The organism is Citrobacter sp. RHBSTW-00859, assembly GCF_013729795.1.
GTDB lineage: Bacteria > Pseudomonadota > Gammaproteobacteria > Enterobacterales > Enterobacteriaceae > Citrobacter > Citrobacter braakii.
The window spans coordinates 2,097,359-2,123,387 of the sequence record NZ_CP056284.1 but is presented as its reverse complement, the minus strand read 5'-3'; the positions used below and the strand labels follow the sequence as shown (position 1 = coordinate 2,123,387).

The window sequence follows — 26,029 nt, the reverse complement described above, 5'->3', positions numbered from 1 at the left end:
TAACCAACTAATGACCTTCAGCTCAGAGGAACTCAATTTTTCTATGAGTGGAATTCTTTATGAGGGAAAACCAGCCTTTGACGCTGTAAAACTGGCTAAATCCCTCGGTTATACGAACCCAGCAAAAGCGCTGAAAGACCACTGCAAGGCGTTGATTAAACTTGATTATAACGAATCGTTAGAATTGGGTTTTGGTGAAAAACCGCGCGGTACTCAGCTTGCTGGTCAGGCTGATTTGTTCCGGCTTATCCTGCGCAGCCAGCTTCCATCCGCTGAACGTGTGCAGGACTGGGTTTGCGAAGATGTTCTCCCATCCATCATGACAACCGGAACTTACAGTAAAGAAGCGTCAGGCGTTCAATCAACACAACAGGAAATCAGTATGAACCATGACATTCTTTCACTGGCCCGCGTAGTGGCCGAAGCAACCGCATCAGCGACGATGAAAGCAGTAATGGAAGTGAGTGGCGCCAACCTGGTTGCTGCTTCGCCTGTATCTTCCTCTCTACCACAACGGCGCATTAGTTCGACTGAATTCGTGAATACCGATGCTGAGTTCGTTCCGGTGCATAAAATCTCGTGGGAAACAGGGCTTTCCGATCCTTCCTGTCGTCGGCTTGTTCGGTTCGCAAACCTGCCATCAATGCAATTACCTGGCGTTCGCGGTCTGTGCGTGCATCGTGAATCATTCCTGCACGCATTTCAGGTGCTGCTGGAAGAATCCGTTCGCCCAAGCGGTAAACGCAAGCGCTGGCAGCACCCTGAGTTTGGCGGCTTCATTCTACGTAAAGATCCGAAAGAGATCTTCGGGGAGGTGGAGGCATGATCATCCAGTCGAAACTCATTCGCGCAGCTCTGGTATGCGCTGCAAAAAATGATGTCCGTTACTACCTGAATGGTGTGCACATCACTCCGAAATATATCGAGTCAACTAACGGGCATGTAGCACTGCGCATGGAGCACGGCATCCGGACGAAGAAAAACATCATCGTCCAGTTTGAAGGACCGGTTCCGGCGAAAGCGGAAACCACTGAACTGGTATTCAACAAAGAAGCCTTTGCCATTCACCGCGACACGTTCGAGCGTCGGATCTCGATCACTGGCATCAAACTTGTTGATGGTCGTTTTCCTGATATGGAACGCGTCATCCCGAAAAAAGTGGATTTCAGTATCAATCCGGTTATCCAGGCTGAAAACCTCAGCTATCCGGAAAAGATGTTTGGTCGCGAGCGAAAGTTTATTCCCATCCAGTTACGCCCTTCCGGTGAGGCTGGAGCGGTACGCATTCAGTTCGATCCAGTGATCAACACTACATACGGTAACCCTGAGTTCGTCGTGATGCCATACCGTGATGATGCTTTCAAAATTGTTGAGGAGCATCTGGCATGAAAATCCAATACCAGGACTACGGCGCCGTGGCGAACATCGTTATCACCAGCACGGTGTTTGAATTCCGTAAACATAACCGGGTGGTAGACGCCACGCTGATCTGCACTCCAGGAATAGTTGCAAACCGCAGTGGAATGTTCTTCATGAAGACGGTTTTGTCCGGAAAATCCCGCGATATGTTGCGAGCCCACAAGACAATCCAGCGAGAGGCGGCACGATGAGCAAAATTCAGAACCCTGTAGTACTTATCTATAAGCGCGAAAACAGTGATACCTACGCCGTTGCGATTACCAGCGGCAGCCAGGACTATCACGATGCCATTCTGATGGCGACGATGGAACCTGACATGACCGGCGATGATGTGGATACCTGGAGCAAAACCGGTTACTACATGGCCACGGAGATTGAGCGACTAAAACAAGCCCTGTCTTCTGCGGAAAGCAACCTGATTGATTCTGAATGTCATGTGGCTGAATTGATAAGCAGCAGAGACCGTGCCAATGGGTTGATTGACACATATGACTGGCAGCACCAGCGCCTCCATGAAGCCGCTGAGAAGGTCATCAAATGGTGCAGACAAGAAGCGGAACATCGTACCGGTGATCCTGACAAAGCAGAAAACTACGCGTGCGTTAAAGAACTACGCGACGCATTAACTTTTTGCGAAAGCTCTGGAGGTATCGGGAAGAAAACTCTGACTATCTCCCTGCCAGATATCACGTCAAAGGCGTTCTGGAGCGATACCGGGAAAAGCGAAGTATTCCATCCGGAAACCTATAAGCGCTGGGCGAAAGAAGCTATCGAGCGAGCTTGTGTCATTGCCGGGATCGGCGTGGAGGTGAAGTGATGACCACCACTACACCAATAATGACCGCCTCAGGAAGTGTGCAGTTTCGCCACTACATGGTGACTGTTCACGCTATTGAACGCTATATCGAACGCATTGGTGGCGATGTAGGAAATCTGATCCTCGATCTCAAAAACACCTGGGTATTTGATGTCAGCAAGAAAGGTATTCCCCGCTCTTTGTGCGCCTCAGTCGCACGCTGCGAACGTGAAGGTGGATACGGACTCAGGTATGACAAGGCTATTTTTCTGATAAAGCCCAAGGCGCGCCAGCATGTAATTGTGACGACGTTATCTGCGGAGGTGGAATGATGCACAAGGCATTTGAAATATGGGTGCGCCAGCGGTACGGAAACCACTACGACCTCTCGAGGGATCAGGAAGGATTCTACTGCCGGGAAGTGGTTAAACGAATGTTCGAAACGTGGTGCCACTGCCGTGGCCTGAACGTGGTGTGAGGCGGGTATATGAGCAATGTTATTCAGTTAGCTCCTAACGATTGGGTTTGTGAAAGTGTTCTGATCGCGGTGACCGGGCTCAAGCCCGGTACCATCCTCCGGGCCAGAAAAGAGTGCTGGATGGTTGGGAGGGAGTATATCCACGTATCACCTGACGGGAATCCAAAACCTTCCAGTGAGTGCATGTATAACAGAAAGGCTGTAGATGCCTGGGTCGCTTCAATGAAAAGCAAGCAGCCAGGATGATTTGATGCCATGAAAAAGGTAAGCTCGTATTGCTCTTGGGCGTCTGGAGGTATTAATGGATAAAATCACATATCCAACAGGCGTCGAAAACCACGGTGGCAGTCTGCGCATCTGGTTTAATTTTAAAGGTAAGCGCGTCAGGGAAAACCTCGGTGTCCCTGACACCGCTAAGAACAGGAAGATCGCCAGGGAACTGCGGGTGTCGGTATGCTTTTCCATCCGCACGGGAAGCTTTGATTATGCTGAACGGTTTCCAGATTCACCTAACCTTAAAATTTTTGGGTTGGGCAAGAAAGAAATCACAGTGAAAGAACTCGAAGAGAAGTGGCTGGATCTGAAAAAGATGGAAATCAGCGCGAACGCGCACAAACGGTACGAGTCGGTCGTGGCAGTTGTTGTACCGCTGATCGGGGCTACCCGACTGGTGACAGCGATTGAGAAAGAAGAGTTGCTGTACATCAGGAAAGAGCTTTTGATGGGTTATCAGTGCGCGGCAAAGGGCAGGATCCCTGTTAAGGGCCGGAGCGCGGTCACCGTCAATTACTACATGACGACTATCGCCGGAATGTTCCAGTTCGCCGCCGATAATGGGTACATAAAGGCAAATCCCTTTGATGGAATAAAGCCATTAAAAAGGGCCAGGGTGGAGCCAGATCCGCTCAGCCGTGATGAATTCATCCGTCTGATAGATGCGTGCCGGCATCAGCAGACGAAAAACATGTGGTCACTGGCGGTGTACACAGGTGTTCGTCACGGAGAACTGGTTTCCCTGGCATGGGAAGATATAGACCTTGAAGCGGGTACAATAACAATTCGCCGTAATTATACAAAACTGGGCGAGTTCACACTACCGAAAACGGACGCCAGTACGGATAGAGTGATACACCTCATTCAGCCAGCCATCGATGCGTTAAGGAATCAGATGGAAATGACTAGACTCGGGCAGCAGTATCACATCAACGTGCAATTGCGTGAATATGGTCGAACAACGCAGCACAGCTGTACATTTGTCTTTAACCCTAAGATAGTCCGTCGAAGTAAGGATGTGGGGGTTATCTACAAGGTTGATTCGTTTGGTGACTCGTGGGACGCAGGGTTAAAAAAGGCGGGGATCAGGCATCGAAAAGCTTACCAGTCGCGCCACACTTACGCGTGCTGGTCACTGGCTGCTGGCGCCAATCCAAGCTTTATAGCCAGTCAGATGGGGCACGCTAGTGCGCAAATGGTTTTCAATGTGTACGGCGCATGGATGGCAGACAATAACGCAGAGCAGATCGCAATGCTGAATCAGAAGCTGGGTGATTTTGCCCCATTGATGCCCCATAGACCACAAACTAGCAGTAGAGGATTATTAAAATCAGCAAGTTAACCACTAACGCCCGTCATGTTAACTGTGTGGAGGGCAATACCACGCTGTACGCGCTGCCAAAAGCCGACATTGTGGCCCGCTGGCATGCGCAGACTACCGATGCGTTTCGATTTTGTTTTAAGTTTCCGGCCACCATTTCGCATCAGGCCGCGCTGCGTAATTGCGATGACCTGGTACAAGAGTTTTTCACGCGCATGTCGCCACTTGAATCACGCATTGGGCAATACTGGCTGCAATTACCCGCGACTTTTGGCCCGCACGACCTGCCTGCCTTGTGGCAGTTTCTTGATGCGCTCCCCAAATCCTTTACCTACGGTGTGGAAGTTCGCCATCCGGACTTCTTTGCCAAAGGCGAAACAGAGCAACGATTCAATCGAGGCCTACATGAGCGCAGGGTAAATCGGGTGATTCTGGACAGTCGACCGGTACATGCCGCAATACCACATACTGAAGCGATACGTGACGCCCAGCGCAAGAAGCCAAAGGTTCCGGTGCATGCAGTGGTGACGGCAAACCATCCGATGGTACGCTTTATCGGCAGCGATAATATGGCACAAAACAGCGCGCTTTTTGCCGTCTGGCTGACCAAGCTGTCGCAATGGCAACAAACCACAACGCCGTATCTGTTTTTACATACCCCGGATATCGCGCAGGCCCCGGAGCTTGTCGATACGCTATGGGCAAATTTACGCAGCGCCCTGCCAGAGATCGGATCAGCTCCGTCTATTCCACAGCAATCTTCTCTTTTCTGAAAATGCCACCTATCATAGTCAATGCCATCAGCCATTTTAAAAGGGAGTTTGTATGGTAAGCGCGCTTTATGCCGTATTGGGTGCGTTATTGTTAATTAAGTTCTCCTTTGACGTCGTTCGCCTGCGCATGCAATACCGCGTTGCATATGGTGACGGAGGTTTTAGCGAACTACAAAGCGCTATCCGCATTCACGGTAATGCGGTGGAATATATTCCCGTCGCATTGGTGCTGCTGTTATTTATGGAAATGAACGGCGCAGAAACGTGGATGGTGCATATTTGCGGGCTGATTTTGATTGCCGGGCGACTGATGCATTATTACGGATTCCACCACCGGCTTTTCCGCTGGCGCCGTTCAGGCATGAGCGCGACCTGGTGTTCGCTGTTGCTAATGGTGCTGGCGAATCTTTGGTATATGCCCTGGGAGTTGGTTTTCTCCCTGCATTAGCGCACAATACGCCACTTTATTTTTCCCGGATTTTTACGTTATGTCTCACCGCGACACGCTTTTTTCTGCGCCTATCGCCAGTCTGGGTGACTGGACCTTTGATGAACGGGTAGCTGAAGTCTTCCCGGATATGATCCAACGATCCGTTCCTGGCTATTCCAATATCATTTCTATGATTGGGATGTTGGCCGAACGTTTCGTACAGCCCAACACACAGGTCTACGATCTGGGCTGTTCTCTGGGCGCGGCGACGCTCTCGGTGCGTCGCAATATTCATCACGAGAATTGCAAAATTATTGCCGTTGATAACTCCCCGGCCATGGTTGAGCGCTGCCGCCGTCATATTGACGCCTATAAAGCGCCGACACCGGTTGACGTTGTCGAAGGCGATATTCGCAACATTACTATCGAAAACGCCTCGATGGTGGTGCTGAATTTTACCCTGCAATTCCTTGAGCCACCTGAGCGCCAGGCATTGTTGGATAAGATTTATCAGGGGCTGAACCCCGGCGGCGCGCTGGTACTGTCTGAAAAATTCAGTTTCGAAGACGCTAACGTTGGCGAACTGCTGTTCAACATGCACCACGATTTCAAACGGGCAAATGGCTATAGCGAGCTGGAAATCAGCCAAAAGCGCAGCATGCTGGAGAACGTGATGCTGACCGACTCGGTCGAAACGCACAAAGCGAGACTGCATCAGGCGGGCTTTGAACACAGCGAATTGTGGTTCCAGTGCTTTAACTTTGGTTCTCTGGTGGCACTGAAAGCTGAGGTTAGCGCATGATCGACTTTGGTAACTTTTATCAACTGATTGCCAAAAATCACCTTTCCCATTGGCTGGAAACGCTCCCGGCGCAAATCGCGACCTGGCAGCGCGATCAGCACGGCTTGTTTAAGCAGTGGTCAAATGCCGTCGAGTTTCTGCCCGAGCTGACGCCGCATCGCCTGGACTTACTGCATAGCGTTACCGCCGAAAGCGATGAGCCGCTCAGCGACGGTCAGCTCAAACGTATCGACCCCCTGATGCGTAACCTGATGCCATGGCGTAAAGGGCCGTACTCGTTGTACGGCGTCAATATAGATACCGAGTGGCGCTCGGACTGGAAATGGGATCGCGTTCTGCCGCACTTGTCTGACCTCACCGGGCGCACCATTCTTGATGTCGGCTGCGGGAGTGGATATCACATGTGGCGCATGATTGGCGCGGGGGCGCATCTGGCGGTTGGCATCGATCCTACCCAGCTGTTTCTGTGCCAGTTTGAGGCAGTACGTAAACTGCTGGGCAATGACCAGCGCGCTCACCTGCTGCCGCTGGGTATTGAGCAGCTTCCGGCGCTCAACGCCTTTGATACCGTATTCTCCATGGGAGTGCTTTATCACCGCCGTTCACCGCTGGAACACCTGTGGCAGTTGAAGGATCAGTTGGTGAAAGATGGCGAACTGGTACTGGAAACGCTGGTCGTCGAAGGTGATGAAAATACCGTACTGGTGCCGGGCGATCGCTACGCGCAGATGCGTAACGTTTACTTTATTCCTTCTGCGCTGGCGTTAAAAAACTGGCTGGAAAAATGTGGGTTTGTTGATGTGCGCATTGCTGATGTCTGCGTCACCACCACCGAAGAGCAGCGCCGCACCGAGTGGATGATAACCGAATCACTGGCCGACTTCCTCGACCCGAACGATCACAGCAAAACGGTGGAAGGCTACCCGGCCCCATTACGCGCGGTATTGATTGCACGTAAGCCGTAATCATTTTGCCTGATAGCACACTTTCTGCAAAATAGTTCAACTTGCAGCAAGGCAGACAACTACGCTGCGGCTTGAAATATGCAGGATAAAAAAAGGCCCCTGTTGAAATTGCAGGGGCCTGGTACGAGCAAGCATCATATTGGGCGACATGATGCAACGGTAAAAATCAGTTGGCCTGGTGGTGTGCAATGATTGCTTTCATTTCCGCAACCGCCGCCCCGTCTACTGCATAGCGTGAATACTCATCCGCCTGTGCATCCGAAGACATCGACAACCCCGAATTGCGATAACGCATGGGGGAAGCCAGCCATACTCCGGCAGAACTGTGGACTTCCTGCACTCCAGCATCAAGGAACAGGGACAAATTCGAGGCGCGAACCCCCGCTCCGGCCATAATGATTGGAGCATCCCCCTGCGCAATAAGTTCCATAATTTTTGTTAAACCTTGCGCCGCATCTGATTTTTGCCCGGAAGTCAGCACTCTGGCGATGCCCAAATCAGCTAATTTTTTTAGCGCATTGAGTGGGTTAGCGCACATGTCAAAGGCCCGATGAAAAGTGACGTGCAGCGGTCCCGCCGCGATCATTATTTTCTCCATGCGCGGCATATCGACATCACCCTCTGCATCTAAAATGCCGGTTACCAACCCTGAGAACCCCAGATCTCTTACCATTGCAATATCATCCAGCATTGCAGCGAATTCACCGTCGGTGTAACAAAAGTCGCCCCCGCGCGGGCGAATAATGGGATTGACCGGAATCGAGATATACTGGCGAACCGAACGCAAGACGCCCAGGGACGGCGTTAAGCCCCCTTCTTTGGGCGCCGAGCAAAGCTCAATGCGATCCGCGCCGTTTTGCTGCGCCGTGCGCGCGCACTCCATGCTGTAACAGCAGATTTCCAGTAATGCCATACTCACTCCTGACGTTCGCTTGCCACAATGGCTTCAATCGACCACGGATGGAATTTTATCGTCACGCTGCCATCGCTGACCGCCAGCGTTGGATTCGGTAAACGTTCGCGCTCGCCTTTTGGCGAACTGGTTTTTACAAATATGCCCGGCTGGCTCAGCCCGTGATCTGAAAGCAGCGCCAGCGCTCGTGCATTCAGCGTCTCCACCTCACCCGGCAGAACAATTTCAACATGCTCCCAACCTTCATGCGGATAACGCTTTTCGCCCGGCCACGGCAGTTCTACGATAGTAAATTGCCAGTGTTGCACACAAACTGGCTCATCGAGTTTGAACAAGCAAATCGGTCGGCCATTGATGATATTTTCTGACAACAATTCGCCGCACTGTTCAAACCCACGACGCCAGCGCTCTGCGGTGGTATTTTGATGACAACGCAGAGAAATGTGATCGGCTTCAAGCGATGAGATATCCAGCCCAAGGCGAGTGGAAAGATCCGTTAACGCCTGAATGAAATGCGGTAAATCTGCGGAAATATCATGCAGTTCTGCAACTGTTTGCCAGTTCGCCATAATGAAAGCTCATATCCATATTCAAAGCCGCTAATTTACCCTGTTGCGCAGCCCCAACCAACTGCTGATTTTCTTAAGCGCAATATGAATAATTATACGTAATGACAATGTTTATATTTCAGGCTGCTGGCGATACTCGCAATGCTGACGGCAACGGGCATTTGCAGTATACTCCCGCCCTTAATTCTTAAACTGGTGCGGTGCATTTTAAGCCGCTTCATAAATGTAAGGTATTCCGGTGAATATTCAGGCTCTTCTCTCAGAAAAAGTCAGTCAGGCCATGATTGCTGCAGGCGCGCCTGCAGATTGCGAACCGCAGGTTCGTCAGTCAGCAAAAGTACAGTTCGGCGACTATCAGGCTAACGGCATGATGGCTGTCGCTAAAAAACTGGGTATGGCGCCGCGACAACTGGCTGAGCAGGTGCTGACTCATTTGGATCTCAACGGGATCGCCAGCAAAGTTGAAATTGCAGGCCCGGGCTTTATCAATATTTTTCTCGATCCGGCATTTCTGGCGCAGCACGTTCAGCAGGCGCTGGCTTCCGATCGTCTGGGCGTCACCCAACCGGCTAAACAAACCGTTGTGGTTGATTACTCCGCACCTAACGTAGCGAAAGAGATGCACGTTGGTCACCTGCGTTCCACCATCATCGGTGACGCTGCGGTGCGTACGCTGGAGTTCCTCGGTCACAATGTTATCCGCGCCAACCACGTCGGCGACTGGGGTACTCAGTTCGGTATGCTCATCGCATGGCTGGAAAAACAGCAGCAGGAAAATGCTGGCGAGATGGCGCTGGCTGACCTTGAAGGTTTCTACCGTGATGCGAAAAAACATTACGACGAAGATGAAGCCTTCGCGGAACGTGCCCGGAGTTATGTCGTGAAGCTGCAAGGCGGCGACGAGTACTTCCGTGAGATGTGGCGCAAACTGGTCGACATCACCATGTCGCAAAACCAGTTAACCTACGATCGCCTGAACGTCACCCTGACCCGTGACGACGTCATGGGTGAAAGCCTGTACAACCCGATGCTGCCTGGCATCGTGGCCGATCTCAAAGCTAAAGGCCTGGCTGTTGAAAGCGAAGGCGCTACCGTCGTATTCCTTGATGAGTATAAGAACAAGGAAGGTGAACCGATGGGCGTTATCATTCAGAAGAAAGATGGCGGCTATCTCTACACCACGACCGATATCGCCTGCGCCAAGTACCGTTATGAAACGCTGCATGCCGACCGCGTACTTTATTACATCGACTCCCGTCAGCATCAGCACTTAATGCAAGCCTGGACCATCGTGCGTAAAGCCGGTTATGTGCCGGATTCTGTGCCGCTGGAACACCACATGTTCGGTATGATGCTGGGTAAAGACGGCAAGCCGTTCAAAACCCGCGCGGGCGGCACGGTTAAACTGGCCGATCTGCTGGATGAAGCGCTGGAACGCGCACGCCGTCTGGTAGCGGAGAAGAACCCGGACATGCCTGCCGACGAGCTGGAAAAACTGGCGAATGCGGTCGGTATCGGCGCGGTGAAATATGCCGATCTGTCCAAAAACCGTACCACCGACTACATCTTCGACTGGGACAATATGCTGGCGTTCGAAGGGAATACTGCGCCGTATATGCAGTACGCTTACACCCGCGTACTGTCCGTGTTCCGTAAAGCGGATATCGACGAAAGCGCGCTGGCAAATGCGCAGGTGATTATCAGTGAAGATCGCGAGGCTCAGTTGGCTGCGCGTCTGCTGCAGTTTGAAGAAACGCTGACCGTTGTTGCACGTGAAGGTACGCCGCATGTGATGTGTGCTTACCTGTACGACGTTGCCGGTCTGTTCTCCGGCTTCTACGAGCACTGCCCAATCCTTAGCGCTGAAAACGAAGAGATTCGTAACAGCCGCCTGAAACTGGCACAGTTGACGGCGAAAACCCTGAAGCTGGGTCTGGATACGCTGGGTATCGAAACCGTAGAACGTATGTAAATCAGCTCACCTATCAGGCCTGACTCCGAAATTCGGACTCAGGCCTTTTTTATTTCTGTAACAGGCCATCTGTAACAACTCACAAGGAATGACACATTTCCGTAGAGATATGGAACATTTTTTGCCTGTCATCCCGTTTAAGCCTCCGTATCATGAGGCGGCGAATTAATCGGGTACGGGTCAATGACATTCAGAGATTTTGAGGCGGAGGAAAAACTCTTCCAGCGGCGTGTATTGGTGGCCTTTGGCCTGGTGGTCATCTGCTTTGGCATCCTGATTTACAATCTCTACAACTTACAAATCTGTCAGCACCAGTATTACACCACCCGCTCGAATGCAAACGACATCAAAATGCTCCCCGTGGCCCCGACGCGTGGCATGATTTACGATCGCAACGGCATCCCGCTGGTACGCAACGTAACCTGGTACGACATTTCCGTTACGCCTTATAAAATCAGTGATATGAATGCCCTGATCAGGCAGCTCACGCCTATCATTGACCTCACTCCTGATGACATTGACCAGTTTCGCCATGCGCTGAAAGCCAGCAGCCGCTATCGCCCGGTCGTGCTAAAAAATGCGCTGACCGATGTGGAAATCGCCCGCTTCTCGGTTAACCAGTTTCATTTCAGCGGCGTCAATATCAATAGCTATGAAGACCGCCAGTACCCTTATGGCGCAGCGCTGGCGCATGTCCTTGGCTATGTGTCAAAAATCAATGACAACGACCTGAAAGCGCTGGATCAAAAAGGCCTGACAGAGAACTACGCCGCCGATCACAACATCGGTAAGCAGGGTATTGAGCACTACTATGAAAATGAACTGCATGGGAAAACCGGTTATCAGGAGGTCGAAGTTGATAACCACGGACGCATCGTACGCCTGATCAAAGATGTGCCGCCCGTTGCCGGAAAAGATATCCATCTGACGCTGGACCTCCATTTACAGCAATATATTGAGAGTCTGTTGGTGGGCCAGCGGGCCGCCGTTTTGGTTGAGGATCCGCATGACGGTTCCGTGCTGGCAATGGTTTCGAACCCCAGCTATGACCCCAACCCGTTTGTCAAAGGTATCAGCTATCAGGACTATAACAAGCTGCTTCAGGATAAGGACCTGCCGTTAATCAACCGCGTCACGCAGGGGTTGTATCCTCCCGCCTCCACGGTCAAACCGTATATGGCGATGTCAGCATTACTGGACGGAGTGATCACGCCGCAGACCCGTTTCTTCGGCGCCCCCACCTGGACGCTCCCCGGCACGGAGCGACATTACCGTGACTGGAAAAAAACGGGCCACGGTATGCTGGATGTCACCAAAGCAATTGAAGAATCTGCCGACACGTTCTTTTATCAGGTGGCGTATATGATGGGGATCGACCGTATTAACAGCATGCTCAGCCAGTTTGGCTATGGCAAGCCGACCGGCATCGATCTTGGTGAGGAGTATAACGGCCTGCTCCCGAGCCGCGAATGGAAGCAGAAAGTACATAAAAAAGCCTGGTATCAGGGAGATACCATTTCGGTTGGCATCGGCCAGGGCTACTGGATTGCCACGCCGATCCAGATGGTTAAAGCCATGGTCGCGCTGATTAACAACGGCAAGGTTATCGCCCCTCACCTGCTACGTGATGAAGAGAGCGGAAAAGTCATCACGCCGTACCAGGCACCCGAAGCACCGTCACAAATTGCCTCTGCTTCGTCCCCCTACTGGGGACTGGTGCGTCAAGCGATGTTCGGCATGGCGAATGAGCCAAACGGTACCGGTTATAAGTTCTTTCACACCGCGCCTTACGGCATTGCAGCGAAAAGTGGCACATCACAGGTCTTTAGCCTGAAAGAAAATCAGACCTACGATGCGAAAATGATCCCCGTACGTCTGCGCGACCACGTGTTCTATACCGCATTTGCGCCATATAAGAACCCAAAAGTCGCCATAGCGTTAATTCTGGAAAACGGCGGCAGCGATGGCGTCACCGCCGCACCAGTCATGCGTCAAATCATGGATCATCTGTTTGCTGCGCAGGACGACGACGCACAAGCGGGTCCGATAGCCGCAACGCCATCGGACACCGATATCAAAAATACTTACGCAAGTATTCGGTAAGGCATAGCATCGCCATCGCCTGACCGTAAGGCATGGAGGTCCGTGGGATGTTGCGGTAGAAATCGAGATTGTGGCCCATCCCGGTACCAAACGAGGTATGCAGCAATTCACCTTCCGGCGAAATATGTTGCACAATGCCTCTGATGGCTTTTTCGGCTACAGCCGCATAGTCTTGTCCGACATAGCGTTTACGTACCGCTTTGAGGATCCCATAGGCAAATCCGGCGGTTGCCGAGGCTTCAAGATAGGACTGCGGGTCGTCCAGCAAGGTGTGCCACAGTCCGCTTTCATCCTGGCACTTCGCCAGCGCCGCGATTTGCGCGTTCAAAACTTGCACCAGATAGCGGTGCACTGCATTGTTTTCCGGCAAATCAAGTAATTCGAGGAAATCCGGGATGACTATAGTTAGCCAGCTGTTGCCACGCGCCCAGCGAGCGTTGGCGAAGTTATGCTGTCCTTCATAGCTCCAGCCGTGGAACCACAGCCCCGTTTCTTTATCCATCAGGTTTTGCACGTGCAGCAGGAACTGATAGGTTGCCTCTTCAATATACTCGGGACGGTTGAGCAACTTGCCAATCTTCGCCAGCGGTAAGACCGTCATCATCAACGTGTCATCCCACATCTGCTGGTGATTTTCTTCCGCCAGCGTAATGTGCTGCATACCGCCGAATTGGGTACGCGGCATGTCATGCATTGCCCACTCAGCCCAGCTGTCGAGCCACGGCAGATACGCGGGATTACGCGTCTCTTCATAGCGATATGCCAGCGTTAAAAACGGCGCCATGGTGTTGACGTTTTTGGTCGTTGCACCTTCCGCAAAGCGATCGGCAAACCAGCTGTCGATAATATCGCGCATCGTGGCATCGCCGGTTTGCTGATAATACTGATACATCCCGTACAAGCCGATGCCGTGCGTCCACTCCCATCCCGCCCAGCCTTTGGTATCAATAACGCGTCCGTCATCCAGACGTAGCAAGAACTCGCCGGTCTCGTCATGAATATTGACCAGGTTATGCGTCACCTTTTTGATCAACGCTTTTAATTCATCCCTGGCAATAAAATGTTCTGGCTGGCGCAACAATGGACTGTGTTTAACCGGATAAACAATCATTTACTTAACCTCTGTCAATGTCGAATTCAATACAGCACCCTTTTCCAGTTTTGGTGCCGCTGGTTTATTACGATTCAGGTAACCAATATTGTTGTTACCCCAAAGTGATTCATAAGGCATGCCCGATAGCATCTCTACGGTCGCGCGTCCTTTAGCAGAAAGTCCTTCCAACACGGGTTGCCCGGACTCACGCATTTTTGCTGTCTCTTCGCGCAGGGTGCTGTGCGTTTGCAGGTTCAGTTTGAAGCGCAAGGAAACCAGGAAACCCAGCGCCAGAACAATCAGCGTTCCGCAGCTCAGAATTAACAGGATGGTATGGCTGACCGCCGCGGGCTGTGCGCTCTGACCGGAGACAAAACCAGACAACTGCATCACAATCCCCACCAGCATCACCGCTCCCGCCTGCGACGCTTTTCGCGTTAACGTCATAATGCCGGCGAAGATCCCTTCCCGACGCTGACCGGTGATCACTTCATCAACATCGGCAATATAGGTGTAGATATTCCAGGGAACGTAGTTGATACCACCGCGTCCCAAGCCCGCAACGGCGGAAACCAATAGCAACAGAGAATAAACATCGCTTAATCCGGCGTAATACAGCCCCGCATAGGAGAGTGAACTGAGGCCAAACAGGACGACCACCATGCGATAAGACGGCGCAGGTCCGAAACGGATGCACAATGGGATCATGGCGATAACGGCAATAAACTGGAAGATAGCCATCGTACCCAGCAGGTTTGACGCCATCGATGCTTCCTGCATCAGCACAAACACCACATAGTAAGTAAAGACGGCGTTAAAGACGTCCTGGGCAATATAGCCGCCAAGATACATTCCTAAATGCTGGCGAAAGATACGGATGCGCAGTGTTGAACTCAGTTCCACAAATAAACGGTTCATACTCTGACTCAAGGTCAGGCTTTTCTTCTCTTCTTCGGCTCGCAGCGCCGCCTCAGTCCACTCTTCCCGTGGGCGTTCCCAGGTAAAGAACCAGACGAAGGTCAGCATCAGTGCACACAGCACAGAAAACACCAGGCTGGCGTAGAAAAAAGAGACGGGGTTGTCCTTGCCAAACAGCGTCAGCAGAACGCCAGGTAATAATGAGGCCAGAATGGCAGACATTTGCGCCATCGAAATGCGCGCGCCGGAGAATTTGGTTTTCTGTTTAAAGTCATCGGTCATTTCGGGTACCAGCGTTTCGTATGGCACCAGAATCATGGTGTAGACCACGTCAAAAATCAGATAGGTGAGCAGGTAGTACCAGAACCCCATATCACCCACCCACATTAGTGAGTAGCTAAAGACACAGGGTATCCCCAACAGAATAAAAAACTTGCGTCGCCCAAAGCGTTTTCCGAGCCAGGTGGAGCCAAAGTTATCGGTTAAAAAACCCATTAATGGGCTAACAACGGCATCCAACACTCTGGCGGTAGCGAAGATAAAGGTTGCTTCGATTGGCGTCAGGCCACAGAACGTCGTGTAAAAATAGAGTAGCCAGGCCGCGGTTAACGCCGTGGTGCCTGCGCCTAAAAAATCCCCCGAACCGTAGGCAAAATAGTTAACCAACCCAATTTTACGTGTATTCATTGCCGTTACCCCTGCACATTATTGGGAGGCCCCGCAATCCTCGCTTTGACATTGGGCCTCCTTACAGGGCCACAGTAAAAGCTAACAGCAAGTGAAACCTTTCTATTTTTGCCAGGGGTATTCGTGAAATGGCAACAGCACAAAGAGTCCGGCAACGTATGTCACCTATTTTATAAAACAGCGTTTCTATTTAATCAAAGAGGCGGACTAGAATTGCGAAGCAGCCAGCAGTTTCTGCTGCTGGCCGGAATGAAGGGAGGCGTTAACGATAGTTCACAATCACCTGATTGCTCTGAACCTGTAAGGCGGGGATCAGGCGACCGCCACCGGGTACTTCCCAGACAAAATGCATCGGTTCGATGGCGGGAACATTATTGAATCCGTTGGTGGTCCCGCTTTGCCCGTCCAGCTCAACACAGCGGGACTGAGAACATAAACGCACCCGTAAACCCGCGGGCGTTGGGCCATTGAGCTCATAGCGCCAGGCCACCAGCGTCATCAACCCCGAGACCGGCTGGCTGGGCGTCAGAGGTGAAGACGAGGCTGACTGGCCGCGGTGATTTAAAGTAATCCCCATACCGCTGGCCTGCCAGGCGCCTTCTCCGGCAGCCTGCGCTACCAGAGGAAAAAACAACAACCACAGTAATTTACGCATTACTTACCTCCAATAGTCGCCGTCATACGGATATGGCGGTTGTCAGACAGCTCCATGTTCGATAACACCACCAGTTGCGGAATGCTGCGACGTAAAAAGCGTGCCAGTAACGGACGCAACGCGTGGTTGACCAGCAAGACCGGCGGCGCACCCAACATTTCCTGACGGGACAGCGCTTCCTGAGTCTGGGCCAGCAGTCGGTCTGCAAGACCCGGCTCCAGACCGCCGCCGCCCTGCAGCGCCTGCAGAAGCAAACGTTCGAGCGGAGTATCAAGGCCGATAACCTGAACTTCTTCATTACCCGGGAACCACTGCTGAGTGATGGCGCGTCCCAACGCAACACGTACCACCGCGGTAAGCTCATGCGGATCGTTTTGCAGCGGTGCATGTTCAGCCAGCGTTTCGAGAATGGTGCGCATATCGCGAATCGGTACTTTCTCATCCAGTAAGTTCTGCAGCACTTTATGCAGCGTAGTGAGCGTCACGACGCCCGGGACCAGGTCTTCTGTCAGTTTTGGCATCTCCTGCGAAACGCGGTCCAGTAGCTGTTGCGCCTCCTGACGGCCAAACAGCTCAGCAGCGAACTGCCCAATCAGGTGATTAAGGTGCGTGGCGACAACGGTACTGGCTTCAACAACCGTAAAGCCCTGAATCTGCGCCTGTTCCTTCAATGCGCTTTCAATCCAGATAGCGTCCAGACCGAAAGCCGGATCGACCGTTTTCTCGCCCGGCAGCGACCCGGCGGCGGTACCAGGGTTAATGGCCAGCCAGCGTCCCGGATAGGCGTCACCGCTGCCAATTTCCACCCCTTTCATCAAAATACGATAGCGGGCCGGCTGCAGATCCATATTGTCGCGGATATGTACCACCGGCGGCAGAAAGCCCATATCCTGGGCAAATTTCTTACGAATACTGCGGATTCGCCCCAGCAACTCGCCATCTTGCTGAAAGTCCACCATTGGGATCAGTCGGTAGCCTACCTCCATCCCCAGGGAATCCTCCAGCTGTACATCATTCCATGTTGCTTCCACCACGGAGTTGTTTTCCGGCATTTTCACCGGCTGCGGCTCATCGGGAGCTTTTTGCTCACGACCACGCATCCACCAGGCCAGACCCAGTAACGCGGCGGTAAACATCAAAAACACCAGGTTCGGCATCCCCGGAACCAGACCCAAAAGACCAAGCACCGCCGCACTAAGCAGCATGACACTAGGATTACTGAACAGTTGGGTCACCATCTGTTCGCCTACATCCTGGTCGGTACTCACGCGGGTCACGATAACCCCCGCCGCGGTGGAGATTACCAGCGCAGGAATTTGCGCCACCAGCCCGTCACCGATGGTCAGCAGGGTATAACTTTCCGCTGCGCTACCCATGCTCATACCATGCTGCAACACCCCGACTAACAGACCGCCGACCACGTTGATCACCATGATCAAAATACCGGCGATGGCATCTCCACGTACGAATTTACTCGCACCGTCCATAGAGCCGTAGAAATCCGCTTCCTGCGTCACCTCCGAGCGTCGTTTTTTGGCTTCATCTTCGCCAATCAGACCCGCATTCAAATCCGCATCAATCGCCATCTGCTTGCCGGGCATACCATCCAGCACAAAGCGCGCGCCAACCTCGGCGATACGTCCGGCACCTTTGGTGATAACCATAAAGTTGATAATGACGAGAATAACGAAGACCACGATACCGATCGCAAAGTTACCGCCCACCAGGAAGTGACCAAAAGCTTCAACCACCTTTCCCGCCGCCGCCGCGCCGGTATGCCCTTCCATTAAAATGATACGCGTCGACGCAACGTTCAGGGCGAGGCGTAATAATGTGGTAAACAGCAAAATCGTCGGGAATGCGGCAAACTCCAGCGTACGCTGGGTGAACATCGCCACCAGCAGCACCATGATCGACAGCGCAATGTTAAACGTGAACAGCAAATCGAGGACGAAAGCCGGCAACGGCAACACCATCATCGACAGGATCAGCAGGATAAGGATCGGTCCGGCAAGGATTTGCAGTTGCGTGGATTTCAGGTTGCTGGGCAAACGCAACATCGCGACCAGATTAGCCATCAGTATTCTTCTCGTTCATGAAATCCAGTGCTTCAGGCACCGGAAGGTTTTCAGGTTGTGGTGGACGCTTGCCGCCGGCGAGACGCCAGCGTTTTAGCTGCCATACCCATGCCAGCACTTCGGCAACGGCGGCATATAATTGACCCGGTATTTGTTGACCAATCTCAGCATGACGGTATAGCGCACGCGCCAGCGGCGGCGCTTCTAACGTAGGGACTCGATGTTCAGCGCCAATCTCACGAATGCGCAGCGCCACCAGCCCCGCGCCTTTGGCAACAACTTTCGGCGCACTCATTTTGTTCTCGTCATACTTCAACGCCACCGAATAGTGCGTGGGGTTGGTAACAATCACGTCCGCTTTCGGCACATCCGCCATCATGCGACGCTGCGCGGCCGCGCGCTGCATTTGGCGTATTTTGCCCTTAACGTGCGGGTCGCCTTCGCTTTGCTTAAATTCGTCACGGATATCCTGACGCGACATGCGCAGCTTTTTCAGATGGCTGTAAATCTGGAAAAAAACGTCGAACCCCACCATCGGAATAACGCCAAGCACCACCAACAGCGCGCACATACCAACTAAATCCAGGGCGTTGCCCATCGCCGTAATCGGCGATTCCGCCATCAAACGCATCATCGCCGGCCAGTTATGCCAGAGATAAAATCCGGCCACGCTCCCCACCAGCGTGGATTTCAGTATCGCTTTGAGCAGTTCCGCTCCGGTTTGCGCTGAAAACATGCGTTTAATGCCCGGCAACGGATTCAGCTTAGAGAACTTGGGCTGCAGAGATTTACCGCTGAAAATCAAGCCGCCAAGCATCACCGGGGAGATTAATGCCACCAGAACGACGCCGGTAATCAACGGTAACAGCGCAATCATCGCGTCTTTAATCAGCAGGATGATTTGGCTGAGGATCAGGTTAGGGTCATTGACCATACTGTGGTCAAAACGTAATCCGGCCGACAGCATACCGGCCAGTCTGCGGGCAAGCGACTCCCCGCCAATCCAGATAATGCACACGCCCACCAGCAAAATAAGCAGTGAGGTCAGCTCTTTGGATCGGGGGACCTGCCCTTCTTCCCGTGCTTTTTCAAGTCGGTGGGGTGTGGGGGCTTCTGTTTTGTCGTCGTCGCTTTCTTCTGCCACGGCATTACTCTCGTCGTCACGGTCACGAGTATTATCGCGACCGCAACCATTGCCAATGCGTCGAATAGCGAAACGAAAACAGAGGAATTCGAGCGTTCGTTTGCCACGACAGCGCGAAAGCTGCCGTGACAACCGCGCGGTTAGCGCTGCCAGATAACGCGATAATGGCCCGATCCCACCTGCGCGCTATAGCCGCCGTCTACTGGCGCGAAGTCGAGGCCATCGGTATCGAGCAGCGTTTGTGCGCCATCGAGGATCACCATTGAGTGAGTATTCGGCGGAATATCTACCTCAAGGGTGATGGACTGTAAGCCATCGCGCGCCGGTTCCTGCGTCCAGTGGACGGCAATATCACCATATACCGAGCCGTATCGCGCTTTCAGCCATGTCAGGCCACCGCCCGGAATAGGCCGCAGTACCGAAGATTTAAAGCCCGGCGCGTGTTCTTCGGTATTTATTCCCGCCGCCACGCGATACAGCCATTCACCGATCGCCCCGTAGGCATAATGGTTGAAAGAGTTCATGTCCGGGCTCCACATTGTGCCATCCGGTTTCACGCCATCCCAGTGTTCCCAAATCGTCGTTGCCCCGGCCTTTACCTGATACAACCAGCTTGGGAAGTCCTCTTTCATCAGTAATTGCCACGCCGCGTCGGCCTGTCCGTTTTCGCTCAATGCGTGACAGAAATAGGGGGTGCCGACAAACCCCGTCACCAGATGACCGTCATTTTCCGCCAGCAGTTCCAGCAGCGTTTGCACGGTGCGCTCGCGGTGCGCGTCCGGCACTAACTGGAAGTAAAGCGCCAGAATATGCGCCGTTTGCGTGCGCGCCGCCAGCCGCCCGGTGGCGGTAAAAAACTCATTGCGGAAGCTTTCGACAATCGCGGTATGCAGCGCCTGATAATGAGTGTGGTCAACGTCATTTCCCAGTGCTTTGGCTGATTTCGCCAGCAGCAACGTGGACAACGCATAGTAGGCCATGCAGGTCAGTTCATTCGGCGTTGCACCAAAATAGCTGCCCTCTTTGGCATCCAGCGCAACCCAATCGCCAAACTGCAGTTTCCACGACCACTGGTTCTCAACAGCGTTGTCATGCATAAACTCCACCCAGGCTTTCATGCTTTTGTACTGGCGGGCCAGCGTCTGTTTATCGCCGTACATCAGGTACAGCGTCCACGGGTTAATCACCGCCGCATCGGCCCAGGCTGCGGCGGAATGGGTGCGCCCGTGGGATAAAAAGCGGTCGTTGTCGCATTTGCCGGTGAGGATATCGGGAATGACGTGCGGCACACCGCCCTCCGGCGTTTGGTCATGCTGAAGATCGGTCAGCCATTTGGCAAAAAAAGTGCGCGTCTGCATCAGATAACTCGCAGTGCGGCAGAAAATTTGCGCATCGCCCGTCCATCCCAGACGTTCATCGCGCTGCGGGCAGTCGGTTGGGATATCGACGAAATTGCCCTTAAGCCCCCACATGATGTTGTGATGCAGTTGGTTGAGATCCGCGTTTGAGGTTTCAATGTGACCCGTCGGCATCATCGCGGAATGCAGCACGACCGCGACAAAATCATCCCGCGTCGGCGTACCAGGCCAACGTTCAATCAGCACATAACGGAAACCCTGAAAGGTAAAATGCGGGTGATAACATTCTTCACCCTCGCCGCGTAAGGTGTAATCAATGCACTGTTTGGCGGTGCGCAGGTTCGCCAGATAAACATTGCCTTCGGCATCCAGCACTTCAAAATGGCGCAGCACCACGCGCTCACCTGCCGCACCGCGCACCCGAAACTCCACCCAGCCGCTGAGGTTCTGGCCAAAATCAAGCACCGTCTCACCTTTTGGCGTCGTGATGATTGAGCACGGCGCAAGCCGTTCTATTTCTTGTACCGGGCAGGCCGTTTGCGGTTGCAGCACCGACGTCTCTGCCGCAAGCGTCGTCACCGCGCGCCAATGCCCGGCGCTAAACGCAGGCTCGCTCCAGCCGCGCAGCTCCCGACGTGCGTCATACACTTCGCCATCATAAATTTCAGCAAACAAAATGGCGTCATCGCTGCCCTGCCAGTGTGCATCCGTGGCGATTATCCGCTGGCTACCATCGCGGAGCTTCACCACCATATGGCAAATAAACCCCGTCTGCTGGCCGTAATAGTTGCGATAGCGGTTGAAGCTCATATCCCCTTTATACCAACCCGCCCCCACCATCGCGCCAATCACGTTTTCGCCTTCTCGCAGGTGCTCGGTCACATCCCAGGTTTGATACAACAGATGGTGGTGGTAGCTCGTCCAGCCGGGCGATAACTCATCACGCCCGACTTTTTCGCCGTTGACCCACAGTTGGTACAACCCCAGCGCGCTGGCATGTACCACCGCCGAAACAATGTCATCACCGTCGGGCAAACTGAACGCATGGCGCAACAACGTGCCTTTTGAGTTGTCTTTATCCTGCGGCGTTTCAGCCGAGATAAACACCCCTTGCCACGCTTGCGCTGGCAGGCCGGTAATAAACGTTGCCGCCGGGCTCCAGCCGCTCTCTTCACCGTGGTTGTCGGTAATATGCACCCGCACAAAATAGCGCGTCGAGTGCTGGCAGGCGACGTCGGGCAATTCGATATTACTGGAGCGGTCATCGTGCATTTCGCCGCTGTCAAACAGGCATTGGGCAAAATCTTCTTGCGCTGACAGCTGCAAACGCCAGCTACGCTGCTGTACGTCGCGCAAGGTACTGGTGATTATCCAGCCGAAAACCGGCAACGTTTCGCAGCCCGTCAGCGTGGTTTCATAGTTGAGCGTAATCTTTTCTACTGCCAACATAATTTTTCCCTCAGTGGCTCATATTCAGGCTTTGGCCCGCAAAGTATCGTGCGATGCCTGTCCGTTATCAGGCGTCGCCACCATTTCTGTTTCTGCATTAAATTCATTACGTTGCTTGCCGTGGAAGCACAGCCAGCCGATAACCATGCCTATCGCCACAATCGCCGTCAGCAGGCAATAAAGAACCACTGGCCCCGCGCTCAACAGCACAGGAGTGACGAACGCCAACAAGCCGCAGGTCAGACGGGCGACACCGACAATCACTCCTTGCGCGGTGGCGCGTAGCATGGTGGGGAATGACTCTTGCGCCCACACTTTCATGATGCCTTCGAAGGCAAATCCTGTGCCGATATTGGTAAACAGCAGGCAGCAGAACCAGGAGAGCGGTGAGAAATCAAACAGTACCGGCACGAAATAACCACCGGACATCATCACCGCGCCAAAAATAAAGAATGGAACCCGTTTTGAGGTATCAACGACGCGCATAAACATCAACCCAGACGCCACGCTCACTGGCAGAATCAACAGCCCCCACAGCGAGTGCGTGCTGACCGAAATGCCCACCACATTTACCGCTACATAAGCCCCAAACTGCCCGCCGGTATTGGCCGCCAGATTGGTGAAGGTATAAAAGATGCACAGCGAGATAAACGGCCACAGGTATTTGCCTTCGAGCAGATCGCGCCAGCCGGTTTTCTGCGCCCGCACGGTGGCGATGCCACGACGCAGTTCATCCTTTGCCGCCAACCACAGCGGCGACTCAGGGATAGACCAACGCAGGATCATCAGCACAACCGCCACCAGCCCAACGTGCATATACATGATTTGCGCGCCAATCAGCCCCCAGTCGCCGACGATAGCGGAGATCCCCATCGTGGCGCCAATTCCCACCAGCCAGAGTAAATTGGACAAGCCGATAATCTTGCCGCGGTTTTCATCGTTCGCCGCTTCGGAGATAGTCGCCAGAGAGACAGGTAAATCAGCCCCTGTCGCCAGCCCCACCAAGAGTGTGCCCAGCACCAGGAACGGGAAGTTCAAACCAAAGGCCAGCGCCAGCGTGCCGATAAAAATCATCGCCATCGTAATAATAAAAACATTACGACGACCAATACGGTCTCCAAGACGACCGCCACCAAAAGCCCCAGCGGCAATACTCAGCGTTAATAATCCAGATAAAATGCCAATTTGTAGTGCAGTAATACCCATTGTTTTTTGATAAATGACTAAGGCTGTACCACTGGAAACAATAGCCGCCGAATCAATATATGATGCCATTCCAGACACCCCCCCAATATACCAGGGGTTAGGTGTTTTATTTTTTGACATAACGATTCCCTTAAATTTACAGACAGTATGGCGAGAAATAAGCGTATGGCCTACCCCCGTCACGATGGATAGTAGTAATAATTTTTTATTGTTATTAACCTAACAATTAAATCGCTATTAAAACTCGTGAATGAAGTTCACGTTCATGGCTTGGAGGATAATGAAAATACCGTCGGTACGATTCAGTCAACCTGATCGCATTCATAAAACCACAACGTGCCGCAATTTCACTGATGGTTTTATCCGTAGTGCGCAGTAATTCTTGAGCTTTTAATACACGATATAACATCTGGAATTTAACCGGAGTATAACCGGTCACTCGCTTAATTAAGCGATACATCGTGCGCCTGGCGACACCGTTATCATCACTCAACACATTCCAGTCTAAATGACGCAAGCTACTGGTCTTGAGCATACGGATCAGGTTGGCTCGCCCTCGCTCATCAGGGCTAAGCGCCTCGGTTTGGCGGTCGCACTGGCAAAGCGTGTTGATGATGTTCAGCAAAGCGACTTCACACAATGAAAAATAGAGCACGTCATAGTTACTCTCGTTACGTGAGATTATCTCCTGGCTCAATACCTCAATACGCGCCAGCGCTCCCTGAGTTAACGCCAGCGCGGTAGGCTGTAGAAGTTTTTCTTTTATACAATCGAGCAAATTATCAATGTGCTGTAAAAAATGAAAACTGCGCGGGCGACGAATCAATATATTAATAACCGACAGATTATTAGTTGAAACATAACTATGGGTATCGTTAGCGGTCACTAAAAAAAGTCACCCTGGCAGATAAAACGAACCAAGTCATTAACAATATGAAACCCGCTACCGCTACGGACAATCACCAGTTCATCAAAATCATGCCCGTGCACACCTTCCATTAATTGGTTATTCATCGAAAAAAGACAAAACGCATGTTGCTCTGAATGAAAAAAATCATTCTCACGTAAAATTCGCATATCTCCCCCGCCGCTATTCGAGTAAAACACTCGGGATATCGATAAATAACCTACTGACATAATATATTGCCTTGCACCGATAACCATTTAACTGCAATTATTATGACAAGTCTATATATCGCACTGTCACTCAGGCGTAACCTGCTGTGACCTCAGCATCATTTCGGCAAATAACCGCCAAGTTATGGCATAAAAAAGAGGATATACGCCGTGCAGATGAACCCACGTCATCCAGGCATTCAACCGTGTACGAATCATAGTGCAGGGCACATTGTGCCGACTGGCGGCCCAATAACCCTGCGGGATCCACAGAAGCGCCGCGCTCGGTATGCAGCGTTCGAACCCGTTCTGGCAACGTCACCGTAAAATGGATAGTAAATAAAGAGAACGATAGGTATCTGTAGGCCGGATAACGCGCAAGCCGTTATCGGTTAGAATGCCCGGCTGCGAGCGCCTGCCGGGCCAGCAAATAAAAACGCTACGGATCAGAACCCGAGGCTATCCAGCAGGTCGTCAACCTGATCCTGACTTGCCACCACGCCAGCTTTTGAGGTGTCAACCTGCGGGCCGTTAAGCAAGCTTTCGTTTTCACGTTTTGGACGAGCGCCCTGTTCTGGAATGTTTTCCAGCAGAACCATCAGCAGCTGACGTTCAATCTCCTGGATAACATCCATCATGCGCTTGATGACCTGACCGGTGAGGTCCTGGAAATCCTGCGCCATCATGATGTCCAGCAGTTGAGCGTTAGTAAAGCTGGTATGCCCTGGCACATCACCCAGGAACTGGCGGGTATCGGTGACCAGTTCACGGGCGTCAGACAGCTCGATCGGATTTTCGAACCATTCATCCCAGCGTTTGGTCAGGTCTTTGGCCCCTTTTTCCATCGCGTCCTGGTGCGGCTGCGAAGCTTCCACACTGTTCAGCGCGCGCTCTGCCGCCTGTGCGGTCATCTGCACAACGTAATCAAGACGATCGCGGGCATCGGGAATCGCTTCTGCCGCTTCGGCAATAGCCTGATCCAGCCCCAGTTCACGCAGGCTGTCGCGCAGCATTCGGGTCAAACTGCCGATGCGCGCGATGATGTCCCCGGCTGAATGTTCGTCAGCAGGTTTAATTTGTGGTTGCATCATCATTATCACACCCTCACATGCCCAGTTTCTCAAAGATTTTATTGAGTTTCTCTTCTAGCGTCGCCGCCGTGAACGGTTTCACGACATAGCCACTGGCGCCAGCCTGTGCCGCCGCAATGATATTCTCTTTCTTCGCTTCTGCCGTAACCATCAGCACCGGCAGGGCGGACATTCCGCCATCAGCACGAATGGTTTTCAGCAGTTCCAGGCCATCCATGTTCGGCATATTCCAGTCGGAAATGACAAAACCAAATCCCCCAGCCTGCAGCTTATTCAGCGCGTCCACGCCGTCTTCGGCCTCTTCAACATTGTTGAAACCCAGTTCTTTGAGCAGGTTACGCACGATGCGACGCATGGTGGAAAAGTCATCCACAACCAAAAACTTAAGCTCTTTATCCGCCATAAAAAATAAACTCCTGA

26 protein-coding genes and 1 pseudogene are annotated in these 26,029 nt (G+C 52.5%); 14 read left to right on the top strand and 13 right to left on the bottom strand.

What is annotated here, in order from left to right; translation table 11 throughout:
* The first annotated feature begins 10 nt into the window (after positions 1-10).
* The 12 genes and pseudogenes from HV302_RS10550 to cmoB all read left to right on the top strand — a co-directional run bounded on the left by HV302_RS10550 (position 11) and on the right by cmoB (position 7,257).
* Positions 11-826, top strand: coding sequence for a BRO-N domain-containing protein (locus HV302_RS10550; RefSeq protein ID WP_407056775.1), 816 nt, complete (start codon positions 11-13; stop codon positions 824-826).
* Positions 823-1,389 carry a hypothetical protein gene (locus HV302_RS10545; protein WP_181627307.1) on the top strand — a complete coding sequence of 189 codons (567 nt, stop codon included), beginning with the start codon at positions 823-825 and terminating at the stop codon, positions 1,387-1,389. Before HV302_RS10550 ends, HV302_RS10545 begins: the two co-directional genes overlap by 4 nt.
* Positions 1,386-1,610 carry a hypothetical protein gene (locus tag HV302_RS10540; RefSeq protein ID WP_024262723.1) on the top strand — a complete coding sequence of 75 codons (225 nt, stop codon included), beginning with the start codon at positions 1,386-1,388 and terminating at the stop codon, positions 1,608-1,610. The genes HV302_RS10545 and HV302_RS10540 overlap by 4 nt, the downstream gene beginning before the upstream one ends.
* 467 nt (positions 1,611-2,077) lie before the next feature.
* A pseudogene (locus HV302_RS28270) lies at positions 2,078-2,236 on the top strand (ATPase); the annotation flags it as partial.
* A complete protein-coding gene (locus HV302_RS10530; RefSeq protein ID WP_121540172.1) occupies positions 2,236-2,547 on the top strand; it encodes a hypothetical protein in 312 nt (103 codons plus the stop codon). The pseudogene HV302_RS28270 and the gene HV302_RS10530, both read left to right, overlap by 1 nt.
* Entirely contained in the window at positions 2,544-2,693 is a 150-nt protein-coding gene (locus HV302_RS10525; protein ID WP_191212345.1) for a hypothetical protein, read from the top strand. The genes HV302_RS10530 and HV302_RS10525 overlap by 4 nt, the downstream gene beginning before the upstream one ends.
* A 9-nt stretch (positions 2,694-2,702) precedes the next feature.
* A complete protein-coding gene (locus tag HV302_RS10520; RefSeq protein ID WP_019077032.1) occupies positions 2,703-2,939 on the top strand; it encodes an excisionase family protein in 237 nt (78 codons plus the stop codon).
* A 55-nt stretch (positions 2,940-2,994) separates the two neighbouring features.
* On the top strand, positions 2,995-4,308 hold the full coding sequence (locus HV302_RS10515) for a tyrosine-type recombinase/integrase (RefSeq protein ID WP_181627306.1): 1,314 nt from the start codon (positions 2,995-2,997) through the stop codon (positions 4,306-4,308).
* On the top strand, positions 4,287-5,060 hold the full coding sequence (locus HV302_RS10510; RefSeq protein ID WP_181627453.1) for a DUF72 domain-containing protein: 774 nt from the start codon (positions 4,287-4,289) through the stop codon (positions 5,058-5,060). The genes HV302_RS10515 and HV302_RS10510 overlap by 22 nt, the downstream gene beginning before the upstream one ends.
* Positions 5,061-5,112: 52 nt before the next feature.
* Positions 5,113-5,508, top strand: coding sequence for an MAPEG family protein (locus HV302_RS10505; protein WP_016153418.1), 396 nt, complete (start codon positions 5,113-5,115; stop codon positions 5,506-5,508).
* Between the two features lie 40 nt (positions 5,509-5,548).
* The gene (gene cmoA, locus HV302_RS10500; protein WP_016153419.1) at positions 5,549-6,292 is read left to right on the top strand and encodes a carboxy-S-adenosyl-L-methionine synthase CmoA; all 744 of its coding nucleotides are present in this window, start codon (positions 5,549-5,551) and stop codon (positions 6,290-6,292) included.
* Positions 6,289-7,257, top strand: a complete 969-nt coding sequence (cmoB, locus tag HV302_RS10495) for a tRNA 5-methoxyuridine(34)/uridine 5-oxyacetic acid(34) synthase CmoB (protein WP_181627305.1) — start codon at positions 6,289-6,291, stop codon at positions 7,255-7,257. Before cmoA ends, cmoB begins: the two co-directional genes overlap by 4 nt.
* Before the next feature lie 166 nt (positions 7,258-7,423).
* Here the strand turns inward: cmoB and cutC are convergent, their stop codons facing one another.
* Positions 7,424-8,170: a copper homeostasis protein CutC gene (cutC, locus tag HV302_RS10490; RefSeq protein WP_046275030.1), complete on the bottom strand. Its 747-nt coding sequence runs from the start codon at positions 8,168-8,170 to the stop codon at positions 7,424-7,426.
* 2 nt (positions 8,171-8,172) lie between these two features.
* Entirely contained in the window at positions 8,173-8,739 is a 567-nt protein-coding gene (locus HV302_RS10485) for a VOC family protein (RefSeq protein WP_016153422.1), read from the bottom strand.
* 238 nt (positions 8,740-8,977) lie between these two features.
* Between HV302_RS10485 and argS the strand changes: the two genes are divergently transcribed.
* Both argS and mrdA read left to right on the top strand, forming a co-directional pair.
* Positions 8,978-10,711, top strand: coding sequence for an arginine--tRNA ligase (argS, locus tag HV302_RS10480; RefSeq protein ID WP_016153423.1), 1,734 nt, complete (start codon positions 8,978-8,980; stop codon positions 10,709-10,711).
* A gap of 183 nt (positions 10,712-10,894) precedes the next feature.
* The gene (gene mrdA / locus HV302_RS10475) at positions 10,895-12,814 is read left to right on the top strand and encodes a penicillin-binding protein 2 (RefSeq protein WP_016156805.1); all 1,920 of its coding nucleotides are present in this window, start codon (positions 10,895-10,897) and stop codon (positions 12,812-12,814) included.
* Here the strand turns inward: mrdA and bglB are convergent.
* From bglB to cheY, 11 genes are all read right to left on the bottom strand, one after another.
* Positions 12,786-13,925, bottom strand: a complete 1,140-nt coding sequence (gene bglB / locus HV302_RS10470; protein ID WP_131379505.1) for a beta-galactosidase BglB — start codon at positions 13,923-13,925, stop codon at positions 12,786-12,788. The two genes, mrdA and bglB, sit on opposite strands and share 29 nt — an antisense overlap.
* On the bottom strand, positions 13,926-15,512 hold the full coding sequence (locus tag HV302_RS10465; RefSeq protein ID WP_181627303.1) for an MFS transporter: 1,587 nt from the start codon (positions 15,510-15,512) through the stop codon (positions 13,926-13,928).
* A gap of 262 nt (positions 15,513-15,774) precedes the next feature.
* Positions 15,775-16,167 carry a flagellar protein FlhE gene (flhE, locus tag HV302_RS10460; protein WP_016153427.1) on the bottom strand — a complete coding sequence of 131 codons (393 nt, stop codon included), beginning with the start codon at positions 16,165-16,167 and terminating at the stop codon, positions 15,775-15,777.
* Positions 16,167-18,245 (bottom strand): flagellar biosynthesis protein FlhA, encoded by a 2,079-nt coding sequence (gene flhA / locus HV302_RS10455; protein WP_016153428.1) that lies wholly within the window; start codon positions 18,243-18,245, stop codon positions 16,167-16,169. The genes flhE and flhA overlap by 1 nt, the downstream gene beginning before the upstream one ends.
* Positions 18,238-19,389, bottom strand: coding sequence for a flagellar biosynthesis protein FlhB (gene flhB / locus HV302_RS10450; RefSeq protein WP_016153429.1), 1,152 nt, complete (start codon positions 19,387-19,389; stop codon positions 18,238-18,240). The genes flhA and flhB overlap by 8 nt, the downstream gene beginning before the upstream one ends.
* Positions 19,390-19,529: 140 nt before the next feature.
* Entirely contained in the window at positions 19,530-22,196 is a 2,667-nt protein-coding gene (locus HV302_RS10445; RefSeq protein WP_181627302.1) for an alpha-L-rhamnosidase, read from the bottom strand.
* Between the two features lie 24 nt (positions 22,197-22,220).
* Positions 22,221-23,471: an MFS transporter gene (locus HV302_RS10440; protein WP_326928707.1), complete on the bottom strand. Its 1,251-nt coding sequence runs from the start codon at positions 23,469-23,471 to the stop codon at positions 22,221-22,223.
* A 157-nt stretch (positions 23,472-23,628) separates the two neighbouring features.
* A complete protein-coding gene (locus HV302_RS10435; RefSeq protein ID WP_239670072.1) occupies positions 23,629-24,288 on the bottom strand; it encodes a helix-turn-helix domain-containing protein in 660 nt (219 codons plus the stop codon).
* Positions 24,288-24,566, bottom strand: a complete 279-nt coding sequence (locus tag HV302_RS28265) for a hypothetical protein (protein ID WP_326928800.1) — start codon at positions 24,564-24,566, stop codon at positions 24,288-24,290. The genes HV302_RS10435 and HV302_RS28265 overlap by 1 nt, the downstream gene beginning before the upstream one ends.
* 398 nt (positions 24,567-24,964) lie before the next feature.
* Positions 24,965-25,609, bottom strand: coding sequence for a protein phosphatase CheZ (gene cheZ / locus HV302_RS10430; RefSeq protein WP_029139578.1), 645 nt, complete (start codon positions 25,607-25,609; stop codon positions 24,965-24,967).
* A 13-nt stretch (positions 25,610-25,622) separates the two neighbouring features.
* A complete protein-coding gene (gene cheY / locus HV302_RS10425) occupies positions 25,623-26,012 on the bottom strand; it encodes a chemotaxis response regulator CheY (protein WP_016153434.1) in 390 nt (129 codons plus the stop codon).
* Between the last annotated feature and the right edge of the window lie 17 nt (positions 26,013-26,029).